This window comes from Pseudomonas sp. Ost2 (assembly GCF_018326065.1).
Lineage (GTDB): Bacteria > Pseudomonadota > Gammaproteobacteria > Pseudomonadales > Pseudomonadaceae > Aquipseudomonas > Aquipseudomonas gingeri.
This window is the reverse complement of sequence record NZ_AP021904.1, coordinates 891,803-910,581: the sequence shown is the minus strand read 5'-3', so window position 1 is coordinate 910,581 and position 18,779 is coordinate 891,803. Positions and strand designations below refer to the sequence as shown.

At 63.9% G+C, this 18,779-nt stretch carries 14 protein-coding genes and 1 pseudogene; 6 read left to right on the top strand and 9 right to left on the bottom strand.

Going from position 1 to position 18,779, the window contains the following annotated elements; all coding sequences use genetic code 11:
- Positions 1–42: 42 nt before the first annotated feature.
- A complete protein-coding gene (locus KI243_RS03935; RefSeq protein WP_177128638.1) occupies positions 43–921 on the bottom strand; it encodes a LysR substrate-binding domain-containing protein in 879 nt (292 codons plus the stop codon).
- A 133-nt stretch (positions 922–1,054) separates the two neighbouring features.
- Between KI243_RS03935 and KI243_RS03930 the strand changes: the two genes are divergently transcribed.
- Positions 1,055–1,468 carry a nuclear transport factor 2 family protein gene (locus tag KI243_RS03930; RefSeq protein ID WP_212810479.1) on the top strand — a complete coding sequence of 138 codons (414 nt, stop codon included), beginning with the start codon at positions 1,055–1,057 and terminating at the stop codon, positions 1,466–1,468.
- Between the two features lie 210 nt (positions 1,469–1,678).
- On the opposite strand, the gene KI243_RS03925 is transcribed toward KI243_RS03930, so the two are convergent.
- The 4 genes from KI243_RS03925 to KI243_RS03910 all read right to left on the bottom strand — a co-directional run bounded on the left by KI243_RS03925 (position 1,679) and on the right by KI243_RS03910 (position 5,806).
- The gene (locus tag KI243_RS03925; RefSeq protein ID WP_017126744.1) at positions 1,679–2,383 is read right to left on the bottom strand and encodes a dienelactone hydrolase family protein; all 705 of its coding nucleotides are present in this window, start codon (positions 2,381–2,383) and stop codon (positions 1,679–1,681) included.
- 201 nt (positions 2,384–2,584) lie between these two features.
- Complete coding sequence (locus KI243_RS03920) at positions 2,585–3,481, bottom strand: nucleotidyl transferase AbiEii/AbiGii toxin family protein (RefSeq protein ID WP_212810478.1); 897 nt, start codon at positions 3,479–3,481, stop codon at positions 2,585–2,587.
- Positions 3,468–4,037, bottom strand: coding sequence for a type IV toxin-antitoxin system AbiEi family antitoxin domain-containing protein (locus KI243_RS03915; RefSeq protein WP_212810477.1), 570 nt, complete (start codon positions 4,035–4,037; stop codon positions 3,468–3,470). Before KI243_RS03915 ends, KI243_RS03920 begins: the two co-directional genes overlap by 14 nt.
- A 113-nt stretch (positions 4,038–4,150) precedes the next feature.
- The gene (locus tag KI243_RS03910) at positions 4,151–5,806 is read right to left on the bottom strand and encodes a glycosyltransferase family 39 protein (RefSeq protein ID WP_212810476.1); all 1,656 of its coding nucleotides are present in this window, start codon (positions 5,804–5,806) and stop codon (positions 4,151–4,153) included.
- A 292-nt stretch (positions 5,807–6,098) separates the two neighbouring features.
- On the opposite strand from KI243_RS03910, the gene KI243_RS03905 reads away from it, so the two are divergent.
- The 4 genes from KI243_RS03905 to KI243_RS03890 all read left to right on the top strand — a co-directional run bounded on the left by KI243_RS03905 (position 6,099) and on the right by KI243_RS03890 (position 13,566).
- A complete protein-coding gene (locus KI243_RS03905) occupies positions 6,099–9,524 on the top strand; it encodes a hypothetical protein (protein ID WP_244861814.1) in 3,426 nt (1,141 codons plus the stop codon).
- A 161-nt stretch (positions 9,525–9,685) separates the two neighbouring features.
- Entirely contained in the window at positions 9,686–10,039 is a 354-nt protein-coding gene (locus tag KI243_RS03900; protein WP_212810475.1) for a DUF1428 domain-containing protein, read from the top strand.
- Between the two features lie 121 nt (positions 10,040–10,160).
- Entirely contained in the window at positions 10,161–12,002 is a 1,842-nt protein-coding gene (locus KI243_RS03895; protein ID WP_212810474.1) for a gamma-glutamyltransferase family protein, read from the top strand.
- A 109-nt stretch (positions 12,003–12,111) separates the two neighbouring features.
- Positions 12,112–13,566, top strand: coding sequence for a phospholipid carrier-dependent glycosyltransferase (locus tag KI243_RS03890; protein ID WP_212810473.1), 1,455 nt, complete (start codon positions 12,112–12,114; stop codon positions 13,564–13,566).
- Between the two features lie 69 nt (positions 13,567–13,635).
- Here the strand turns inward: KI243_RS03890 and KI243_RS03885 are convergent, their stop codons facing one another.
- A complete protein-coding gene (locus KI243_RS03885; RefSeq protein ID WP_212810472.1) occupies positions 13,636–14,310 on the bottom strand; it encodes a histidine phosphatase family protein in 675 nt (224 codons plus the stop codon).
- A 428-nt stretch (positions 14,311–14,738) separates the two neighbouring features.
- Here KI243_RS03885 and KI243_RS03880 point away from each other — a divergent pair, with 428 nt between their 5' ends.
- Positions 14,739–16,661, top strand: coding sequence for a methyl-accepting chemotaxis protein (locus tag KI243_RS03880; protein ID WP_212810471.1), 1,923 nt, complete (start codon positions 14,739–14,741; stop codon positions 16,659–16,661).
- A 40-nt stretch (positions 16,662–16,701) separates the two neighbouring features.
- On the opposite strand, the pseudogene KI243_RS32810 reads toward KI243_RS03880, so the two are convergent.
- The 3 genes and pseudogenes from KI243_RS32810 to KI243_RS03870 all read right to left on the bottom strand — a co-directional run.
- A pseudogene (locus KI243_RS32810) lies at positions 16,702–16,818 on the bottom strand (VapC toxin family PIN domain ribonuclease); the annotation flags it as partial.
- A gap of 37 nt (positions 16,819–16,855) precedes the next feature.
- Positions 16,856–17,224, bottom strand: a complete 369-nt coding sequence (locus KI243_RS03875) for a glyoxalase superfamily protein (RefSeq protein WP_017126735.1) — start codon at positions 17,222–17,224, stop codon at positions 16,856–16,858.
- 100 nt (positions 17,225–17,324) lie between these two features.
- Positions 17,325–18,779, bottom strand: a complete 1,455-nt coding sequence (locus KI243_RS03870; protein WP_177066229.1) for a D-aminoacylase — start codon at positions 18,777–18,779, stop codon at positions 17,325–17,327.

Sequence of the window (18,779 nt, the reverse complement as noted above, 5' to 3'; positions counted from 1 at the left end):
CTTTGTTGTGCATAACAGGCCTCGTAGCACAACAGTAAACACTCAGGTCAACCGCCCCCCCGCCATCAGCCCCTCGGTCAGCAACGACACCAGCGGCTGTACCAGGTGCTGGGTGCCGGCCTCATCGCCCACTACCGCCACCTCGGTGGAGGGCAGTGTCGGCAATTTTTCCGAAGGTTCGAGAATCTTCATCCCCTCCTGCAGGAACGAGGTGCCCAGGGCAGTGATGCCCAGCCCGCCGGAGACGGCAGCCTGCACGCCGATCAGGTTGCTCGCCAGGCAGGCCGATACCCATTCGCGATTCACCGACGCCAGGGCCTCGACCATGATCGCGCGGTACGCGCAGGGCGGTCGCATCATCACCAGCCGCACCGGCCGGGACGCTTCGATTTCGTAGTCGCTGGCAGCCATCCACACCAGCGGCTCGCGCCAGATGACGCGACCGCGCTGGGCCGTCGCGCTGATCTTGCGCTTGGCGATCACCACATCCAGTTGCCCCGCCTCATAGGCGGTGAGCAGGTCATTGCTCAGGCCGGTGGTGAGCTCCAGCTGGATATCGGGATACAGCGCGCAAAAGCGCGACAGCAATTTGGGCAGCTGGGTCAGCACCAGGTTTTCCGAGATGCCCAGGCGCAACAAGCCCGGCATCGCCGGCGCCTTGATCTCACGCAGGAACGCCTCGTAATGCACCAGCATCCGGCGCGCGCCCACCAGCAGGCGCTCACCGTCCGCGGTCAGGGTCAGTGCGCGACTGGTGCGCTCGAACACCCGTAGACCGAGGATCTCCTCCAACCGGATGATCTTCTGGCTCACCGCCGATTGCGAACGCGCGATCACCTCTGCCGCCGCCGTGAAACTGCCGGTTTCCGACACGGCGATAAACGCCCTGAGCAGGTCGATCTCGATATCGCTGGCTTGCATGATGAATTCGCCTTTCAACTGGATGCAATTAAATTTATGCGTTTTAGTTCTAGATAGCAAACTCCGAACATCGTGCTCATCCGGTCGGCGGTCAGCGCATCGGCCAAACAACTGCAAGCACGAGGAACACCCCATGACAGGCAACAAGGCCGTAGAAATCGTCGAAAGCTTCTGGCGCGAGGTCTGGCAGAAACAGGATCCGCGAGCGGCGGCGCGCTTCGTCAGCGAAGACTTTGTCATCACCTCGGGAGGTGTCGACGTCGTCGGCCGCGAGGCATTTATCGATTGGATCGGCGCGTTCCTGGCGAAAATCGACGACTTCGATTTCGCCAGCATCGAGACCTTCCAGAATGCCGACGGCACCCGCGTGGCCTCGCGCTGGATACTCGAGGGCAAGAACAACGGCTTTATCGGCAATCGGGCCTGCGGCACCCCGTTCAAGATGCTGGGGACCGCGGTCTGGGAAGTGCGCCTGGACGGGCAACTGGGCCACAACTGGGTCGAGCGCAATGCCCTGGAAGTCCAGCGCGAATTGCTCGCGTCCTGAATACCGGCAGCATCCTGTGCGCCCGGCAGCCTGCCTGATCCTGCTCCTCTACCTGCTGACGCCCGCCCATGGCGCCCGTCCACCGGAGATTGTCATGGACACCAGGAACTGCCAGACGGGCTCGGGCCTGCAGGACGACCCGGCGTCATCCTGAGTCGTCCGGCACACGGGACACGACGCGGTGTCCCGTGCAAACGGCCTGACGGTGGATCAGTCCCAGAGTTTCTGGCCAAAGAACGTCAGGGTCCGGTCCCAGGCCATTTGCGACCAGACCGGGTCGAACTGGGTTCCGGGGATGCGTCCGCTCCCCACCGCCGTCTCGTTGGCGAAGGCGTGATGCGCCAGGTAGCGATGGAACGTGGCATCGACACCCGCTTCATGCAGCGTGGTCTCGAGGGTGTCGACGGTTTCCGCCGGGAAGAACAGATCCTGGGTCGCCCAATGCGCCAGCAGCGGTGCCTTGATCGCCGCGGCATTGAGGTATTCCAGCGGTGGGAAACCGTACCAGACCACGCCGGCCGTCAGCTCCGGGATGGCATTCAAGGACAGCAGCGTCAGCGCGCCGCCCATGCAGAAGCCGGTCACGCCGATATTTTTCGTGTGGGCGCCCAGGTACTGCACGGCGCCACGGATATCCTGGGACACCGCCTCGGCGAAATCCAGCTTGCTCATCAGGTGGTGGGCTTCTTCCTCTTCCACCGTCGACTCGCCACGGTACAGATCGGGCACCAGGGCCAGGTAGCCGCAGGCCGCCAGGCGATCGGCAACGCCACGAATCTGGTCGTTGAGACCCCACCATTCCTGGATCACCACAATGGCCGGGGCGCCTTCGACTTTTGCCGGACGGGCCAGATAACCGCTGACCTCGCGACCATCGGGACGTTTGAAACTGATCAGGCTGTTTGCTTGCGACATGGGCTTGCCACCTTTGCGTTGGAGTGAATGGAGTCGGGCTCGATCAAAGCCCCGTACCTTCCTGCTGACGAGGGCTATTTGACCGACAACCGATGACTTTTCAAAGCGCCCGGCAGGACATAAACAGGGCAGATTCCGACAATGCTCGGCTTCATGGCGCTGTGCTGCTGGCCCTGCCTGGGCGACAGCACCGAAGCATTATCACATCCTGAAACCAACCACCGACTCATCCCCCAGCAGGACCTTTTCGGTAGCGGCATACAACTCACGTATATGCATGGCCAGAAACGTCCAGAACGCATCTTGATTGACGGTTTCCCTCACCAGTTGCGCCGGCAGGAATCGACTCATTTCCTTGCGAAACTCAATCGCGATCCGCGGATCGCTGTCCAGTGCTGCCGCACGATCGCGGTACGCGGCAAGAAAGTCCTGCGGGGTGCATTGATGGTCGCCAAGCTTGCGCCAGATCAGGTCCAGGTCTGGACGGATTCCCTGCTGGCGCAGCCAGACCAGATCCCAGAGATCACGGTTCTTGATGCGGTTGGGTCGCAAGGCAAAGGCAACGATCTTGTCGGCATAAATCTCCTCTCGGGTTTCAGCCTGCAGGATCAGGCCACTTGTCCCCATGTCGACGCCATAAGGGTTGAGCAGCAACATCGGCTGAGGCTGATAACTGGGAATCGAACACACGTCGATATTGATCCGTTGGGCCGGCAGATCCGGACGGCCGGGACGGGTCAGCACTTTCAGCTTCCAGGTAGCGACATTACCCACCTCGCGAATCGGATCGCTGACCTCGATTTCCAGGCCGTACTTGCCTTTCAACTCTCGGACAAGCACACGAGCCAGCTCCGCCAGGCTTTCACGCTGGAAATCGGCCCCACCGGTAAAGTCCAGATCTTCGCTCAACCGGTTCGAGCCGTAACACGCCCGCAGGCAGGTCCCGCCGATAAAGGTCAATCTGGCCAGCAGGCCGGCACCACTCAGTGCCAGCATGATGTCGTGATGCAGCAGTTCCTTTTCCACCACCACACGCAACGGCGCCAGATCATTGCGGTTCTTCAGCGCCTCATCCACCAGTACATCAAACAGACTCATGGACGACACTCCAGTCGATCAATTCCATGCTGCGCCTTGCGGCCCGCATGTCACGCAAGGCCTGTTGCGGACGGGCCCGCCACAACCGACAAGGGGCATCGTAGTAAAGCTGCCCCATCAGTTCCCGGGGAGTCTGCCGGGTATGCACGAACTCGATGCTACCCCAGGGACCACAGGAGATCTTGTTACTGCGCCCGGATGACATCAAGGTGATCCAGTTGATCGGCACCTGCGAGATGATCCCGCAATCGCTCAAGGCCGTCTCAAGGCTGATGTAATTGAGCTGTGTTGCCCGCAACCGGGCGGCGGCATGGAACAGCACCAGGCCGCTGGAAGGGGCCACCGGCTCATACAGGTACAGGCCCCGACAAACGCGGGCCAGATAACCTTCCGAGACGGCACGACTCAAGAGGGTTCTATAGGCGCCATCCGATAACTCGGGCAACAGTGCCCGCAGGTCCTCGGGCGTGAAGAGATAGCGCTCCGGGCTGGCAAGTCTGGCGAGATTTTGCATGAGGCGACGAATAGGCTGCGAAGGACTGAGATCAGCTTGCATACCAATGACTCTACAGAAGGTTTCACTTACTGTAACTTACTGTAGAGTCACCAACAAGAAACCAGGCTGTTTCTTCGCTCCAGGCGCCCACCGGCACCCGCCGGTTCAGGAACTCACGGCAACTGCATCACCACACACGGATTGCCATTGAAGCGCCCCTCGAATGCGGGAGTGGCCTTCTCCAGTGCCGTCCCCGCCAGCAACCCCAGGTCCTTGCGCGACAGGATCACCCAGGCCGGACGCGGCAGCGAAGCCAGTCTGGCGGCATCGGCCCCGGCGATGAACAGCGGCTGCTCGTCATGGTCCAGGTTCATCATGTAGCGCACGGCCCAGGTGTCCTGCCCCAGGTTCAGGAACACCAGCGGCCCCGGATTCGCCGCGCGCAGGCGTTCCACCGGTTCGACAAAGCCCCGTGTGTCGAACTCCAGGTCCTTGGCCGGCTCCACCACCTTCACCAGCAGCAACCACTGCGCCGCCAGGGCGATCAGGCTCAGCAGCACCAGGCGCCGGCCCAGGTCGTGAAGCGGCTGCACCCTGGTTTTGTTCAGCCAGACACAGGCAGCGAGCCCTTGCAGAATCACCAGCGTCCCGACCAGCAGCGGCAGCGAAACCTGCGGCCAGAAACCATGCTTGAGCCAGGAATGGCGCAGGACGAAGACGACAATCACCGCCAACCCCGGCAACAGCGTCACCAGCCCTTCATAGAAGCGGCGCACGCCCACCAGCCAGCCTTGCGCCTGCAGCAGCCCATAGGCCGCCACCGCCGCGAACATCGGCACCATCGGCAGGACGTAATAGGCACGCTTGAAGTGCGGCACCGACAACCCCAGCAGGATCATCAACCCGCAGGCCCCCAGGCGCAAAGCCAGTTGCACATCGCTGTCCCGGTCCCGCAGCGACCATTTGTGGCGCAGCGCGATCAGGGTCGCCAGGGCCAGCGGCACCACCGGGAAATAACGATAGAGACTGAGCTGGAAGTAGAAGAAGAACGGCTCGCCACTTTCATCGAGACGACCGCCGACCTGCATGTGGTAGACCTGATCGGCAAAGCCTTCGCCGCCACTGAACCGCGCCAGCTTCATCAGCAACCACCAGCAGGCGGCGAGCAGCACCAGGCCGATAACGCCGTGCACCAGGACCTTCCTGAGCAGTTGCAGCGTCTCGGCCCGCGAGCGGGAAACGCCCATGGCCCAATAGACACAGGCCACCCCGCAGACCTCGATCAAGCCCAACGGCCCACGGATGACAAAGCCCAGGACGAACAGCGGGAAGATCGCGTACTGCCGAAGCTTCGAGCCCAGGCGTTCACCGCTGTGCAGCAGATAGAAACAGGCCAGGCACAACAACGAAGTCATCTGGTCCAGGCACACCGAACGGGACTTCTCCAGCAGCTGTGTGGTCAGCGCCGTCAGCAGGACGGTCAGCAGCGCCCAGGAACGCCCGGACGGCGCCAGCAACCGATAGATCATCGCCATCACCCCGGCCGAGGCCAGCGCCGTCGGCATGACATTCGCCAGATGGTTCGGCGCCCCGAACAGCTGGGCGAACAGAAGGCTCAGGAACGTCGCGGTGCCCGGGTAGTCGGGATACGGCTGGCCATAGGTCGTGGCGAACAGGCTCGGGCCATGGCGAAACATTTCATTGAGGAACAACGCCCAGCGCCCGTCGAAGCCCTGGGCCGTCTGGTCCCAGATGCCCAGGGTAAAGAGCAGCAGTGCGATCAGGAAGATGAACAGGGATTCAAGGCGAAACCGGTTTTCGTGAGCCATCGGGTGTCCCATCAGTCAGAGTCGCCACTCGGCAGGCTGGCGTGCCAGCCCCAATGGTGCAGGTCCAGGCCCTGAATACACCCTGAACAAGCTGCAGAAAAACCGCCGCCACGCCCCGCTTCGCGACGCCCGGACCGCCCTGGTTTCGTCGCCAGCCCACGGCCCACCTGGGTTTCGCGATCTTTCACAACTTTTCGCAACCTTCCACGGCAGCCCCCCTGCTATGGTTTTTGCCGATCCTGAAACGGCAGGACAACCACTCGCCGCCCGGTTATCACAGGAGCTCCCGAGCATGAAGACGCAAGCGCTGAACACTACCGCCGACCCGAAAGCCTTCAATCGCTCGCCTTCCGGGGCCCCTTTTGCCGTGCTGCTCAAGACCGGCGAGCAGGACAATGCCGTCTACCGCCAGGCCAGGCCCGATGAGAAGGCCCCGGCGCTGTCCGGCTATGCGTCCATCGAGAAGCCCGACACCCTGGCCGCCGACACGGTGCGTTTCGTCACCCGGGACGGCGATCACGTGCTGGTCAGCAAGGCCTCCAACCCCGGGCTGTACCAACAGGTGGTGGCCGACCAGAAACTCCTGCCGGGCCTGACCGACAGCCTCGCCCAGGGTTACCAGCTGGCCGCCGGCGACGCGTCGGCACCCGGCAGCCTGGCGGATTACAAGGCCATCGGCGCCGCCGACGAAATGGGCCCGGGACTGATCCGCTACGAAACCGGGGACGGCCACAAGGTCATTGTCGCCGAGCGCGACAACCCCGAGCTGTTCAAGCAGGTCAGCGAAGACTTCAAGGCCCTTGGCGCCATCAACGCCAGCGAGGCCGACGGTTACCACCGGGCCGGCGCCGACGACACGCCGCCCGGGAAGCTCGGCGACTTCAAATCCGTCGGCCCCGCCGATGAAGTGGGCCCCGGCCTGATCCGCTACGAGACCCAGGACGGCAACAAGGTCATCGTCTCGGAGCGCGACAACCCGGCGCTCTTCGAGCAGGCCAAGGACGCCTACGCCAGCCTGAGCGGCCTGACCGCCAGCGAAGGCGAAGGGTATCGTCGGGCCGGTGACAACGAAGTCTGGCCACCGGTCGATGGCACGATTGTCGGGCCGAAGGACGAAGTGGGTCCCGACACCATCCGCTATGAAAGCGACGGCAAGAAAGTCGTGGTCGCCCGCGACGACAATCCCAAGCTGTTCGACTACCTCGTCGGCCTCTACGACCTCAAGAGCGATCCGGGCAAGCTCGCCGCGCTGCAGTCCGCCACCGACGGTGGCTCGACCCTGGCCGACCAGAACACCCCGCAGCCCGGACTCAACGACTACAAGGGCTTCGGCTGGATCGAAGGCCAGCAAGGCAATGTGCTGACCTACGAAACCCATGACGGCAAGCGCATGGTGGTCTCCGCCGACCTGACGCCGGAACTGTTCAAGAGCGTCGCCACCGCCCACGACACCTGGGACAAGATCCACACCAGCGAAGGCGAAGGCTACAAGCTCGCCGGCCCCAACGATTTCCTCAAGAACACCGATATCACCTTCGGTTCCCCCGACGAGCTGGGGAACGGCCTGATCCGCTACGAGACCAGCGAAGGCAAGGTCATCGTCTCCAAGGAACTGAGCCCGCAACTCTACGAAGAGGTGGTCGGCAAATGGGAGGCCTGGAGTGCCGGCACGGTCGACGAGACGCGCGGCAAATACAACCTGCCGCCCAAGTCCGAACTGGACGTGCTCAACCTCAAGACCGGCGTGCACGCCGATGAGAAGGATTCGAACTCGCCGGAGCTGAGTGTCAGCGAACTGGCGACCAAGGAACTGCTCGACACCTACCGCGCCGGCGTCGCCGACGGCTCGATCGCCAAGGACGATCCACGGGCCAGGCTGGTTCGCGCCCTGGAAGCCCAGGCCGCCTACCAGAACGGTCGCGGCATCACCGGCTACGAGGAAGAGCCCGGCGCCTTCGGCGGCACCTGGCGGGTGTTCGACGACAAGCAGACCGAACTCACCTCCGCCGACATGCACGACATCATCGACGGCCCGGCGCTGCAGAAACAGCTGGCGACGCTGTTCGCCGACCCGACCGTCCAGGCCGACTACAAGGGCAAGATGGACGATGCCATCAACCACCTGCCGAACAAGGACGAGATCAAGCAGAAGCTGCTCGACCTGACCGCCAACCCGGACTACATCACCTACCTCAAGGACCTGCAGAACCAGGGCAAGACCCACGAAGCCCAGCAGGACCTGAGCGATACCCTGACCTCGCTGTCACTGTTCGACCCGGACGCCGCGAGCAAGGCCGCGCAATCGATCCAGGCCGACGGCCTGACCACCGACCTCAACGGCATCCTCGCCGACCCGAGCAAGATCAGCGACGACAACAAGGAGCTGGCGACCAAGGACCTGTTCGGCCTGCTCAAGGGGGTGCTCAAGGGCAGCCTGCTCGACCTGCCGCGGCGCTCCCAGGAAGTCATCGAGAAATTCCTCACCGAAGGCCTGCAGGGCAAGGAAAAAGCCTCGGCGGTGACCAAGGCCCTGGAAGAGCTGGGCGCGGTCTACAAGGCCAACGGCTCGATCAGCGAAGCCGACCTGAACACCGCCCTGAACAAACCCTACATCCCGATCGCCGACCGCGGCACCCTCGGCGAGGTGTTCAACACCCTCAACAACAAGGGCATCCTCGGCTCCCTCGGGGCCGGCGTCACCCTGTTCTCGGCGATCTACCAACTGGTCGGCAAGGGCGGCAAGCTCGGCGAAACCCCGGCCCAGCGCATGACCATCGCCAAGGACTTCCTCAGCTTCGCCGGAGCCAGCAGTCACTTCGTCAAACTCGGCGACAAGATCGGCGAAGCCCTCGGCAAGGGCGGCCTGGTGGACTTCCTCGGCCTGGACAAGACCCTGCCCGAGATCTGGGGCAAGACCGGCACCCAGGCGCCGAACTTCGAGTTCCGCGTCAGCGACCTGCCGGCGGATGTCAAAGCCAAGATCAGCACCGCCCTGGATGCGGTCCCCGACAGCAAGTACGACGGCATCGCCGAGCTGTTCGGCGACGGTGATGGCGCCAAGGCCGCCGCCGACAATGTCACCGACGGCCTGACCACTCACCTGGACGATGCCCTCTCGGCCGCCGGCGGCGCCAAGCTCAGCGCCTCGAAGGCCGCGAAGATCGCCGGTTCGGTGATCAAGGTGCTGGGCCCGGCCACGGATATCGTCGGCGGCTTTGCCGATATCGTGCTCGGTGCGTTCACCATCAAGAGCGGCGTGGAGACCAACGACCCGCTGTCCAAGGCGGCCGGCGGCCTGCAGGTCGCCGGCGGTGCCTTCGGCGCCTCGGCGGGGGTACTCGGCGCGGCGGCGCTGTTTGGCGCCGGTTCCGCGGCGGCGCTGACCGGCCCGTTCTTCCTGGTCGGCGTGGTGCTGGCGGTGGTCGGCGGGATCGTCGGCTACTTCGTCGACCACAACAAGAAACAGAAGGCTTCCGAGAAGGAAAACGACTGGTACCGCGAACTCGCCGGTGACGGGGTGCTGCAGGACAACTGGGCCGACAAGGTCGAATACGCCCACTACTCGATCCACCATTACGGCGGTCGCGAAGCACCGACCGACGACAGCCTGTTCCGCTTCCAGGACAGCGAATGGGAACACTTCGACCAGACCCCGCAGAAGGGCGGCTCGTCCAGCAACCGCCTGGATGACGACCTGCATGTGGACTACGGCGACTAGCGCAGGGGATCGCAGGTCCGGGCACTGGCACAACCGCCGGTCGGCCTGGCCGGCATCGAGTGAATGGCGGTGTCGATTCCGCCAGCAGCGGATCGACTAACCCACAGATCGACCGTTATCGGGTCGACCTCGATTCACTCACGCCAGTCAGGAGACTGATCATGTCCTATGTCGATGGTTTTGTAGCCGCCGTACCTACCGCCAACCGCGAGCGCTTTCGCCAGCATGCCGAAAGCGCCGCGGTCCTGTTCAAGGAGTTCGGCGCACTGAGCGTCGTCGAGTGCTGGGGCGATGATGTCCCGCCCGGCAAGCTGACTTCCTTCCCCCTGGCGGTCAAGCTCAAGGAAGACGAGACCGTGGTGTTTTCCTGGATCGTCTGGCCCTCGCGGGAAGTCCGCGACGCCGGGATGCAGAAAGTGATGAACGATCCCCGCCTGCAACCGGACGTCAACCCCATGCCGTTTGACGGCCAGCGGATGATCTTCGGCGGGTTCCGGATCATCGTCAGCGCCTGACGACAGTCCCACCGCTGTCGTCAGATGGCGGTGGGAACGCGGCACCCGCCGGCCCCCGTGTTGTTCCAGCCTCCCGGCACGCTCTATAGTGCCAGGCACGTCCAAGGCAGGAGCCTACGCAGTGCACTCCAGAATTTTCACCCGTCGCGTCTATCTTCGTACTCTTTCTTCCCTGGCCATCGCCCTTTCGCTTGCCTCCTGCAACGCACCGCCCGCCACGACCGCCACCGCCCTGCCCGATGCGCCGGAGATCGGCACGGGCTATCGCACCGGCATGGTCACCCAGCATGCGACCCGGCATATGGCCGCCGCCGCCAACCCGCTGGCGGCTGAAGCCGGACGGGAAATCCTGCGCCAGGGCGGCTCCGCCGTGGACGCCGCCATCGCGATGCAGGCCGTACTGACCCTGGTCGAACCCCAGGCCACCGGTATCGGCGGCGGCGCCTTCATCATGGTCTGGGACGGCCAGCGCGTACACGCCTATGACGGTCGCGAAACCGCGCCGGCCGGCGCGACCGAGAAACTGTTCCTCAACCCCGATGGAACGCCGATGGCATTTACCCAGGCCCAGATCGGCGGCCGCTCGGTGGGCACGCCCGGGGTGATGCGCGCCCTCGAACTGGCCCACCGCAACAATGGCCGGCTGCCCTGGGCCCAGCTGTTCGAGCCGGCGATCCGCCTGGCCGAGCAGGGTTTCCCGATTTCGCCGCGTCTGCACAAGCAGATCGCCGCCAGTTCGTTCCTGCCGAAATCCCCAGCCATGGCGGCCTATTTCCTCAACGCCGACGGCAGCCCGAAAGCCGTCGGCACGATCCTGAAGAATCCGCCCCTGGCGGCCGTGCTCAGGCGCATCGCCAATGAGGGCAGCGACGCCCTCTATAAAGGCCCGATCGCCCGGGAGATGGTCGCGGCGGTCAACGGCAGCGCCAACCCCGGCAGCCTGTCGCTGGCCGACCTGCAGGGCTACCAGGCCAAGGAACGCACGCCGATCTGTTCGGACTACAAGCGCTGGAAACTCTGCGGCATGCCGCCACCGTCCTCCGGCGCCATTGCCATCGCGCAGATCTTCGGCACCTTGCAGGCGCTGGAGGCCCGGGACAGGCAATGGGCGTTGCCAGCCCTGGCCCCGCAGAAAAGCGCATCGGCCGCCGGTCTCGAACCGCGTCCGCAAGCCGTGCACCTGATCGCCGAGGCCGAGCGCCTGGCCTATGCCGACCGTGGCCTGTACGTCGCCGACAGCGACTTTGTCCCGGTGCCGGTGGCCGGCCTGATCGATCCGACCTACCTCGCCCGACGCGCCGCACTGGTCGGCGAACGCAGCCTGGGCAAGGCCGAACCCGGCGTCCCCGCCGGACTCCAGGTCGCCCTCGCCCCGGACCGTTCGCCTCCGCGCATCTCCACCTCGCAGATCGTCGCGGTGGATGACCAGGGTGGCGCCGTGTCGATGACCACCACTGTGGAAAGCTCGTTCGGTTCGCACCTGATGGTCGAGGGTTTCATCCTCAACAACCAGTTGACCGACTTCTCGTTCATCCCCAGCGAAGACGGCAAGCCGGTGGCCAACCGTGTCGAGCCCGGCAAGCGCCCGCGCTCGTCGATGGCACCGACACTGGTGTTCGACCGCCAGGGTGGCGAGTTCCTCGGCACGGTCGGCTCCCCGGGCGGTTCGCAGATCATCGAGTATGTTGCCAAGACCCTGGTCGGCCTGCTGGACTGGAACCTCGACCCGCAGGCGGCGATCAACCTGCCCAACTTCGGCAGCCGCAATGGTCCCACCGAACTGGAGCAGGGCCTGTTCTCCCCGCGCTTGATCGATGCGCTCAAGCACCAGGGCCACGAGATCGGCGAGCTGGAGATGACCAGCGGCACCCAGGCGATCATGCGCGTGCGCGATGCGCGGGGCGCCAGTTCGTGGGCCGGTGGTGCCGATCCACGGCGCGAGGGCGCGGCGCTGGGGGATTGAACAAACCCGATCTTCCGCACAGTCGTTCACAATTTATTAAGAACTCCCTCCGTATAGTGACCGGTTATCTGGATGCCCTCGGGCTCAATTTCCTTTAGCCGGTATCACCATGCGAACAACACGCCCCGCTCTCCTGCTGTTCCTGCTTGGCTGTCTAGTGTTCTTCTTTGCCCTGGGCAACCATGAACTGCAGGGTTCCACCGAATCCCGGGTCGCCGGGATCGCCATGGAAATGCACCTGAACAACGACTGGGTCACCCCGCGCCTGCTGGGCGAGCCGTTCCTGGAGAAGCCGCCCCTGAGCCTGTGGCTGGACGCCAGCGCCATCCGCCTGTTTGGCGGCACGCCATTGGCGGTGCGGCTGGCCTCGGCCTTCGCCGGGCTGTTCACGGTGCTGGCGCTGTACGGGTTCATGCGCAAGATCGGCCGACCGACGCTACTGGCGTGGAGCGCCGCGGCGATGCTCGCGACCATGGCCAGCTACCTGGGCAATGCGCGCCAGGTCGGTGAGGACGCGATCCTCAGCCTGGGCGTGGCGTTGGCGCTGTTCGCCTTTTTCCATGCCGGCCGGCGACAGCAGGAACAGGCGGGAACCCTGGGCAACTGGCTGGTGTTCGTCGTTGGCATCGCCATCGCGACCCTCAGCAAGGGCGTGCTCGGGCTGGCGCTGCCGGGTATCGTGATTTTCGTCTACCTGGTCAGCGAGAGCCTGATCGACAAGCGCTTCACCTTCGGCAACTGGCTACGTCCGGCGGTGTTCACCCTGGTCGGGCTGATCCCGTTGCTGATCTGGCTGACCCTGCTCTACCGCCAGGACGGCCTGCAAGCGGTCGGTGAGGTGCTGTGGGCCAACAGCGTCGGCCGTTTCAGTGGTTCCTTCACTGCCGCCGGGCACTACGAGCCGTTCTATTACTACTTCACCAAGCTGCCGGAAGCCTTCCTGCCCTGGAACCTGCTGGTCTACCTGGGCCTCTGGCATTTGCGCAAGGAGCTGGTGCGCCACCGCCACCTGCTGTTCGCCAGCGTCTGGATCCTGACCCAGTTCACCCTGCTGACCCTGGCCTCGAGCAAGCGCATGGTCTACATGGTGTCCATGGCACCGGCCGCGGCCATCATCGCCGCCGAATACAGCGGGGTGATCCTCGACTGGCTGCGCCGCCGTTCCGCTGGCTCGGCGCTCAGCCGCGGCCTGGTCGAGTACCGCCGCCCCCTGGCGACGGGACTGCTGGCCGTCGTGGTCTGCGCTTACCTGGTGGTCGCCTGGCGGGCACCTCTCGCCGACCGCACCACTTCCTTCAAGCCGGTGACCGACCAGGTCATCGCCCTGCAGTCCGGCGGCAAGCAGGTGGCGCTGTATCAACCGGACGAACGCCTCGCCTCGACGGTCTTCTATACCGGGCGCCAGCAGCAGGTGGTCCAGACCCAGGCCGAGCTGGATGCCTTCCTGGCAGCCTCGCCGGACAACGTGGCCGTGGCCCAGAACCAGGAGCCGGACGCGTCGCACACGATCCTGGCGACCGTCACCATCGGCGGCAAGCGCACCTACTACTTCTACACCCGCTGAAGCGAACGCCAGGCATAAAAAAACGGCGCCCCTTGGGCGCCGTTTTTTATTGGATCGGGTCGCGACCACTCACGGCTTGAACACCTGCGGCCAATCCGAAGCTTCGATAAAGCCCATCACTCGCGGGGCTTCGCTCGTCGAGTTTTCCGTGATGAACAAGGCGGCGCCATAACCGAGGGAAGGCATGGAGAGCTTCATCGACTGCTCCAGGGCATTCATGCACTCGCTGTGGGTGACCAGGATCAGGTTGCGCCCTGGCACCTTGAAGCGGCGCACATCGCGCAGCATGGTCTTGCGGCAGTTGAACAGCCAGTCCTGCGTGCTGCTGGCCTGGTTGAACATATAGAATGAGCTCTGCACCGCCCGGGTCAACGGACTGTTGTAGATATCCGCCCTGGCCAGTCCGAGCTTTTCAAAGCGGGCGCCAAGGCCCACCGCCACATCGCGCGCGCGATCGGTGATACCGTCCTGGCCGTCCAGGCAAGGCGCCTTGGAACGATCGCAGCGCTCGACATGGCGCACCAGCACGACCATCTCGCCCTTGGCCCAACCGGCAGTCAACGCCGCCGCGCTGCTGGCACCGTGACGGGCAAGATCGGTAATGGTCGCCGGGCGCAGGATGAACAGCGTCAGGGGAATGACAAATAACGCGGAAAGCAGCACAACCAGGGTATTTTTATATTTGGCGAAACGGCTCAGTTCGAACGAACGCCTGATCCCGCTATACGTCAGTCTTGATTCCACGTTGAGGTGGCCCCCACGGCAAACGCTGGTTGAGTAAACGATGTCGGTGACCCTACAGGGCAAAAATGACAGCCGAGCATCGGGCGTCACTGCCACTGGAGAAACCGCTCGAATACCGCGCTGCACCGATCCGAACGCAGAGACTAGGTCCGCAGAAGTCGCCCTCTGGTGAAAGGAATGTGAAAAATTCCTTAAGCCCGCGGTGCGGTTTCCCGCCGGCAAAAACACCGCCACGAGCCCGGGATCCGGGCACAGCGGAGATTCGCCATCTCGCACTACACTTCGTGAAACAACAGCTCACGAGAAAAACCTTTCAGCTATCGGCCCTGCCGCCGATACAGCCCCTACGGACAAATTCAGCTGGCACCAAGAACAACACCTTCCAGCCACCCGACGAGCAAGCAACACAACGTTCCTGGAGGAATTCAATGAATAGCTGGTTTGGAAATATCAGCGTCAACCTGAAACTGGGCCTGGGCTTCGGCCTGGTTCTGGTGCTTACCACCATCCTGGCCCTGACCGGCTGGACCAGCCTGGGCGGCCTGATCGACCGTAGCAACTGGATGAGCGACATCACCCAGCTCAATGCCTCGCTGACCAAACTGCGCGTAGCCCGCTTGCAGTACATGCTCACCAACGGCGACGAGACCGCCGCACAGAACGTGCAGGTCAACCTCGATGCCTTTATCGCCCAGCAGCAGAAGCTGATCGGCAGCTTCAAGAGCCCGGAAAACCTCAAGCTGCTCAATGAGCAGGCGACGATCATCAGCAACTACCAGCAGTCGCTGAACAAGATGCGCGACGCCTATCGCACCGCTGCCGGCGCTCGCCAGACCATGGGCGACAATGCCGAGGTCATTCAGAAACTGATCTCCACGATCCACGACAACGTCCTGAACATGGCACCGGGCGACGAGGGACGCTTCGAGCGTTTCCAGGCCATCACCCACGCCAAGGAACAGTTCCAGCTGACGCGCTACGAAGTGCGTGGCTATACCGGCAACAGTAACCCGGATACCGAACAGAAGGCTGTCAACCAGCTGAATGAAGCGATTGCCGGCCTGAAACAACTCCAGCAGCAATTCAACAGCAGCCAGCAGAACGAGCTGCAAAAACTGGAGACGGCCCTGGGCAACTACCGCGTCGCCGTGCAGGCCTATAAAACGGCGAACAGTGCCGCCATCCAGGCCCGCAAGGAAATGACCGACCAGGGCAATGACATCGTCGCCCGCAGCGACGATCTCTATCAGATCCAGCTGGACCGTCGTGACAGCGAAAGCGCCCGGGCCCGCAGCCTGCAACTGGGCAGCACCCTGCTCGCCCTGCTGTTCGGCATCCTGGCCGCCGTGGTCATCACCCGCCAGATCACCCGGCCGATCCGCGAGACCCTCGGGGTGGTGGAACGCATCGCCTCCGGCGACCTGACGCAGAACCTGGTCGTCACCCGCCGTGACGAACTGGGCGTGCTGCAACAGGGCATCCAGCGCATGGGCAGCACCTTGCGCGACCTGATCAGCGGCATTCGCGACGGCGTTACCCAGATCGCCAGCGCCGCCGAAGAGCTGTCGGCCGTGACCGAGCAGACCAGCGCCGGGGTCAACAGCCAGAAGATCGAAACCGACCAGGTCGCCACGGCCATGCACGAAATGACCGCCACCGTGCAGGAAGTCGCGCGCAATGCCGAAGAAGCCTCTCTCGCGGCCGCCGCGGCGGATGGCGAAGCCCGTGAAGGCGATCGGGTGGTCGGCGAAGCCATCGCCCAGATCGAACGCCTCGCCACCGAGGTGGTGCGTTCGACCGAAGCCATGACCGTGCTGCAACAGGAAAGCGACAAGATCGGCAGCGTCATGGACGTGATCAAGGCCGTAGCCGAGCAGACCAACCTGCTGGCGCTCAACGCCGCCATCGAAGCGGCCCGAGCCGGTGAAGCCGGGCGTGGTTTTGCCGTGGTGGCCGACGAAGTGCGTGGCCTGGCCCAGCGCACGCAGAAGTCCACCGAAGAAATCGAGGGCCTGGTGGCGGCCCTGCAGAACGGCACCCAGCAAGTGGCGACCGTGATGAACAACAGCCGCAGCCTCACCGACAGCAGCGTCGAACTGACGCGCAAGGCAGGCACCTCACTGGAAAACATCACCCGCACGGTGTCGAACATCCAGTCGATGAACCAGCAGATCGCCGCGGCGGCCGAGCAGCAGAGCGCGGTGGCCGAAGAGATCAGCCGCAGCATCATCAATGTCCGCGACGTCTCCGAACAAACCGCCGCCGCCAGCGATGAAACCGCCGCCTCCAGCGTCGAACTGGCCCGCCTGGGCAATCAGTTGCAGATGATGGTCAGCCACTTCCGGGTCTGACGGCGAAGATCGCTCCCATACTCATGGGAGCGATCGGGTTTCAGGCTATCCAGGGATTGATGATCAACACACCGGATTGCTCGAAATCACGAACATTTCGCGTGGCGATACTCGCACCGTGTGCCTTGGCAATCGCCATAATCTGCGCGTCAGCCACGAATCACATAAAACCAGCAAGAGCCCAGCTGTCCGACCTACACACAAATCGCGTTGGTGAACACCAGCCGATTGCCGAACGGGTCGGTGATGGTCATGTCCAGGCTGCCCCAGGGCGTCGCCTGGATCTGTGGCTGGACCTGGGCATAACCCTTGGCCAGCAATTGCTCGCGGAACGCCACCAGTTCGTCGGTTTCGATACGCAGGGCCGAACCGGGTGTCGCGTCGCCGTGATGCTCGCTCAAGTGCAGCAGGCAATCACCCTTGGACACTTGCAGGTACAGCGGCAACTGCGGCTCGAAGCGATGCCGCCAGTCGACCTGGAAGCCGAGGAAGTCGACATAGAACCCCAACGCCTCGGCCTCATTGAAAATTCGCAGAATGGGAGTGGTTTTACCGAAGCTCATGACAGGTCTTCCTGGCGGGTCTGGATCAAAGCGCTTCGGCCCCGGCGCGGGTTTCTTTAATAGCTTAATGCCATCATCGATTGAAATCGCGACATTCGTCTCAAAAACCCTCGCGCAAATCCCCGGAGCGCGCCAGGAAGCGGCCGGCTCGCCGACCGTTGGCCTGCCCGGCCGAATAACTCTTCACGCCGTTGACCCAGACCCCGTCGATGCCGGCAGCGGCCCGTTGCGGGTCATTGAAGTCCGCCACGTCGCGCACGGTCAGCGGGTCGAACAGCACCAGGTCGGCCCAATGCCCTTCGCGGATTTCACCGCGCTCCACCAGGCCGAAACGGGTCGCCGACAACCCGGTCATCTTGTGCACGGCCGTGTGCAGGGGAAACAAGCCAAGATCGCGGCTGAAATGCCCCAGCACCCGCGGGAAGGCGCCCCACAGCCGCGGATGGGGAAACGGGTCCTCGGGCAGGCCGTCCGAGCCGATCATCGACAGCGGATGCGCCAGGATGCGCCGGACATCCGCCTCGTCCATGCCGTAATACACCGCGCCCGCCGGTTGCAGGCGCCGCGCGGTTTCCAGCAGCGAAGCGCCCCACTCCCGGGCGATGTCCATCAGGTCCCGCCCCCCCACCTCCGGGTGCGGAGTCGACCAGGTGATGGTGATGCGGAAGGCATCGGTGACCTGCTTGAGATCGAGGGTCGAGGAACTGGCCGCATAGGGATAGCAATCGCAGCCGACCGGATGATCCTTCGCCGCCTGCTCCAGTTTCGCCAGCAACTGCGGGCTGCGTCCCCAGTTACCCGCGCCGGCGCATTTGAGGTGGGAAATGATCACCGGCGAGCGGGCATGGCGGCCGATCTCGAAGGCTTCGTCCATGGCCTCCAGCACCGGTTCGAACTCACTGCGCAGATGGGTGGTGTACACCGCGCCATGGGCCGTCAGCTCTTCGGCCAGTTGCTTGACCTCATCGGTCTCGGCATTGAAGGCACTGGCGTAGGCCAGTCCGCTGGACAACCCGAGGGCACCGGCCTCCAGGCTGTCGCGCAACTGCGCGCGCATGGCGTCGATCTCGGTCGCCGTCGCCGTGCGCGACAGGTCGTCCAGGTGGTTGCTGCGCAGCGCCGTATGGCCCACCAGCGCCGCCACGTTCACCGCCGGATTCGCCACTTCGACCGCCGCGCGGTAATCGCTGAAACGTGGGTAGCCGAAGGCCTCCCGCGAGCCCAGCAGGTTCATCGGGTCCGGCGGATCGCCGCGCAGGCTGACCGGCGCGGCGCTGATCCCGCAATTGCCGACGATCACAGTGGTCACCCCCTGGCTGAGCTTGGGCAGCATCTGCGGCTGGCGGATCACCACCGTGTCGTCATGGGTGTGCACGTCGATAAAACCCGGGGCCAGGACCTTGCCGCCGGCGTCGATTTCCTCGCTACCGCTGGCGTCGCCCAGCGCCCCGATGCGGACGATGCGCCCGTCGCGCAAACCGACATCGGCGACATAGCCCGGAGTGTTGCTGCCATCGATAACGGTGGCGTTGCGAATCAGCGTGTCGTACTGCAT

Coding starts and splice junctions, on each gene's coding strand:
- KI243_RS03925 (WP_017126744.1), bottom strand. CDS start 2,383: ATGTCGCAAGCAAACAGCCTGATCAGTTTCAAACGTCCCGATGGTCGC.
- KI243_RS03900 (WP_212810475.1), top strand. CDS start 9,686: ATGTCCTATGTCGATGGTTTTGTAGCCGCCGTACCTACCGCCAACCGC.
- KI243_RS03905 (WP_244861814.1), top strand. CDS start 6,099: ATGAAGACGCAAGCGCTGAACACTACCGCCGACCCGAAAGCCTTCAAT.
- KI243_RS03875 (WP_017126735.1), bottom strand. CDS start 17,224: ATGAGCTTCGGTAAAACCACTCCCATTCTGCGAATTTTCAATGAGGCC.
- KI243_RS03870 (WP_177066229.1), bottom strand. CDS start 18,779: ATGCAGTACGACACGCTGATTCGCAACGCCACCGTTATCGATGGCAGC.
- KI243_RS03920 (WP_212810478.1), bottom strand. CDS start 3,481: ATGAGTCTGTTTGATGTACTGGTGGATGAGGCGCTGAAGAACCGCAAT.
- KI243_RS03935 (WP_177128638.1), bottom strand. CDS start 921: ATGCAAGCCAGCGATATCGAGATCGACCTGCTCAGGGCGTTTATCGCC.
- KI243_RS03880 (WP_212810471.1), top strand. CDS start 14,739: ATGAATAGCTGGTTTGGAAATATCAGCGTCAACCTGAAACTGGGCCTG.
- KI243_RS03915 (WP_212810477.1), bottom strand. CDS start 4,037: ATGCAAGCTGATCTCAGTCCTTCGCAGCCTATTCGTCGCCTCATGCAA.
- KI243_RS03910 (WP_212810476.1), bottom strand. CDS start 5,806: ATGGCTCACGAAAACCGGTTTCGCCTTGAATCCCTGTTCATCTTCCTG.
- KI243_RS03890 (WP_212810473.1), top strand. CDS start 12,112: ATGCGAACAACACGCCCCGCTCTCCTGCTGTTCCTGCTTGGCTGTCTA.
- KI243_RS03930 (WP_212810479.1), top strand. CDS start 1,055: ATGACAGGCAACAAGGCCGTAGAAATCGTCGAAAGCTTCTGGCGCGAG.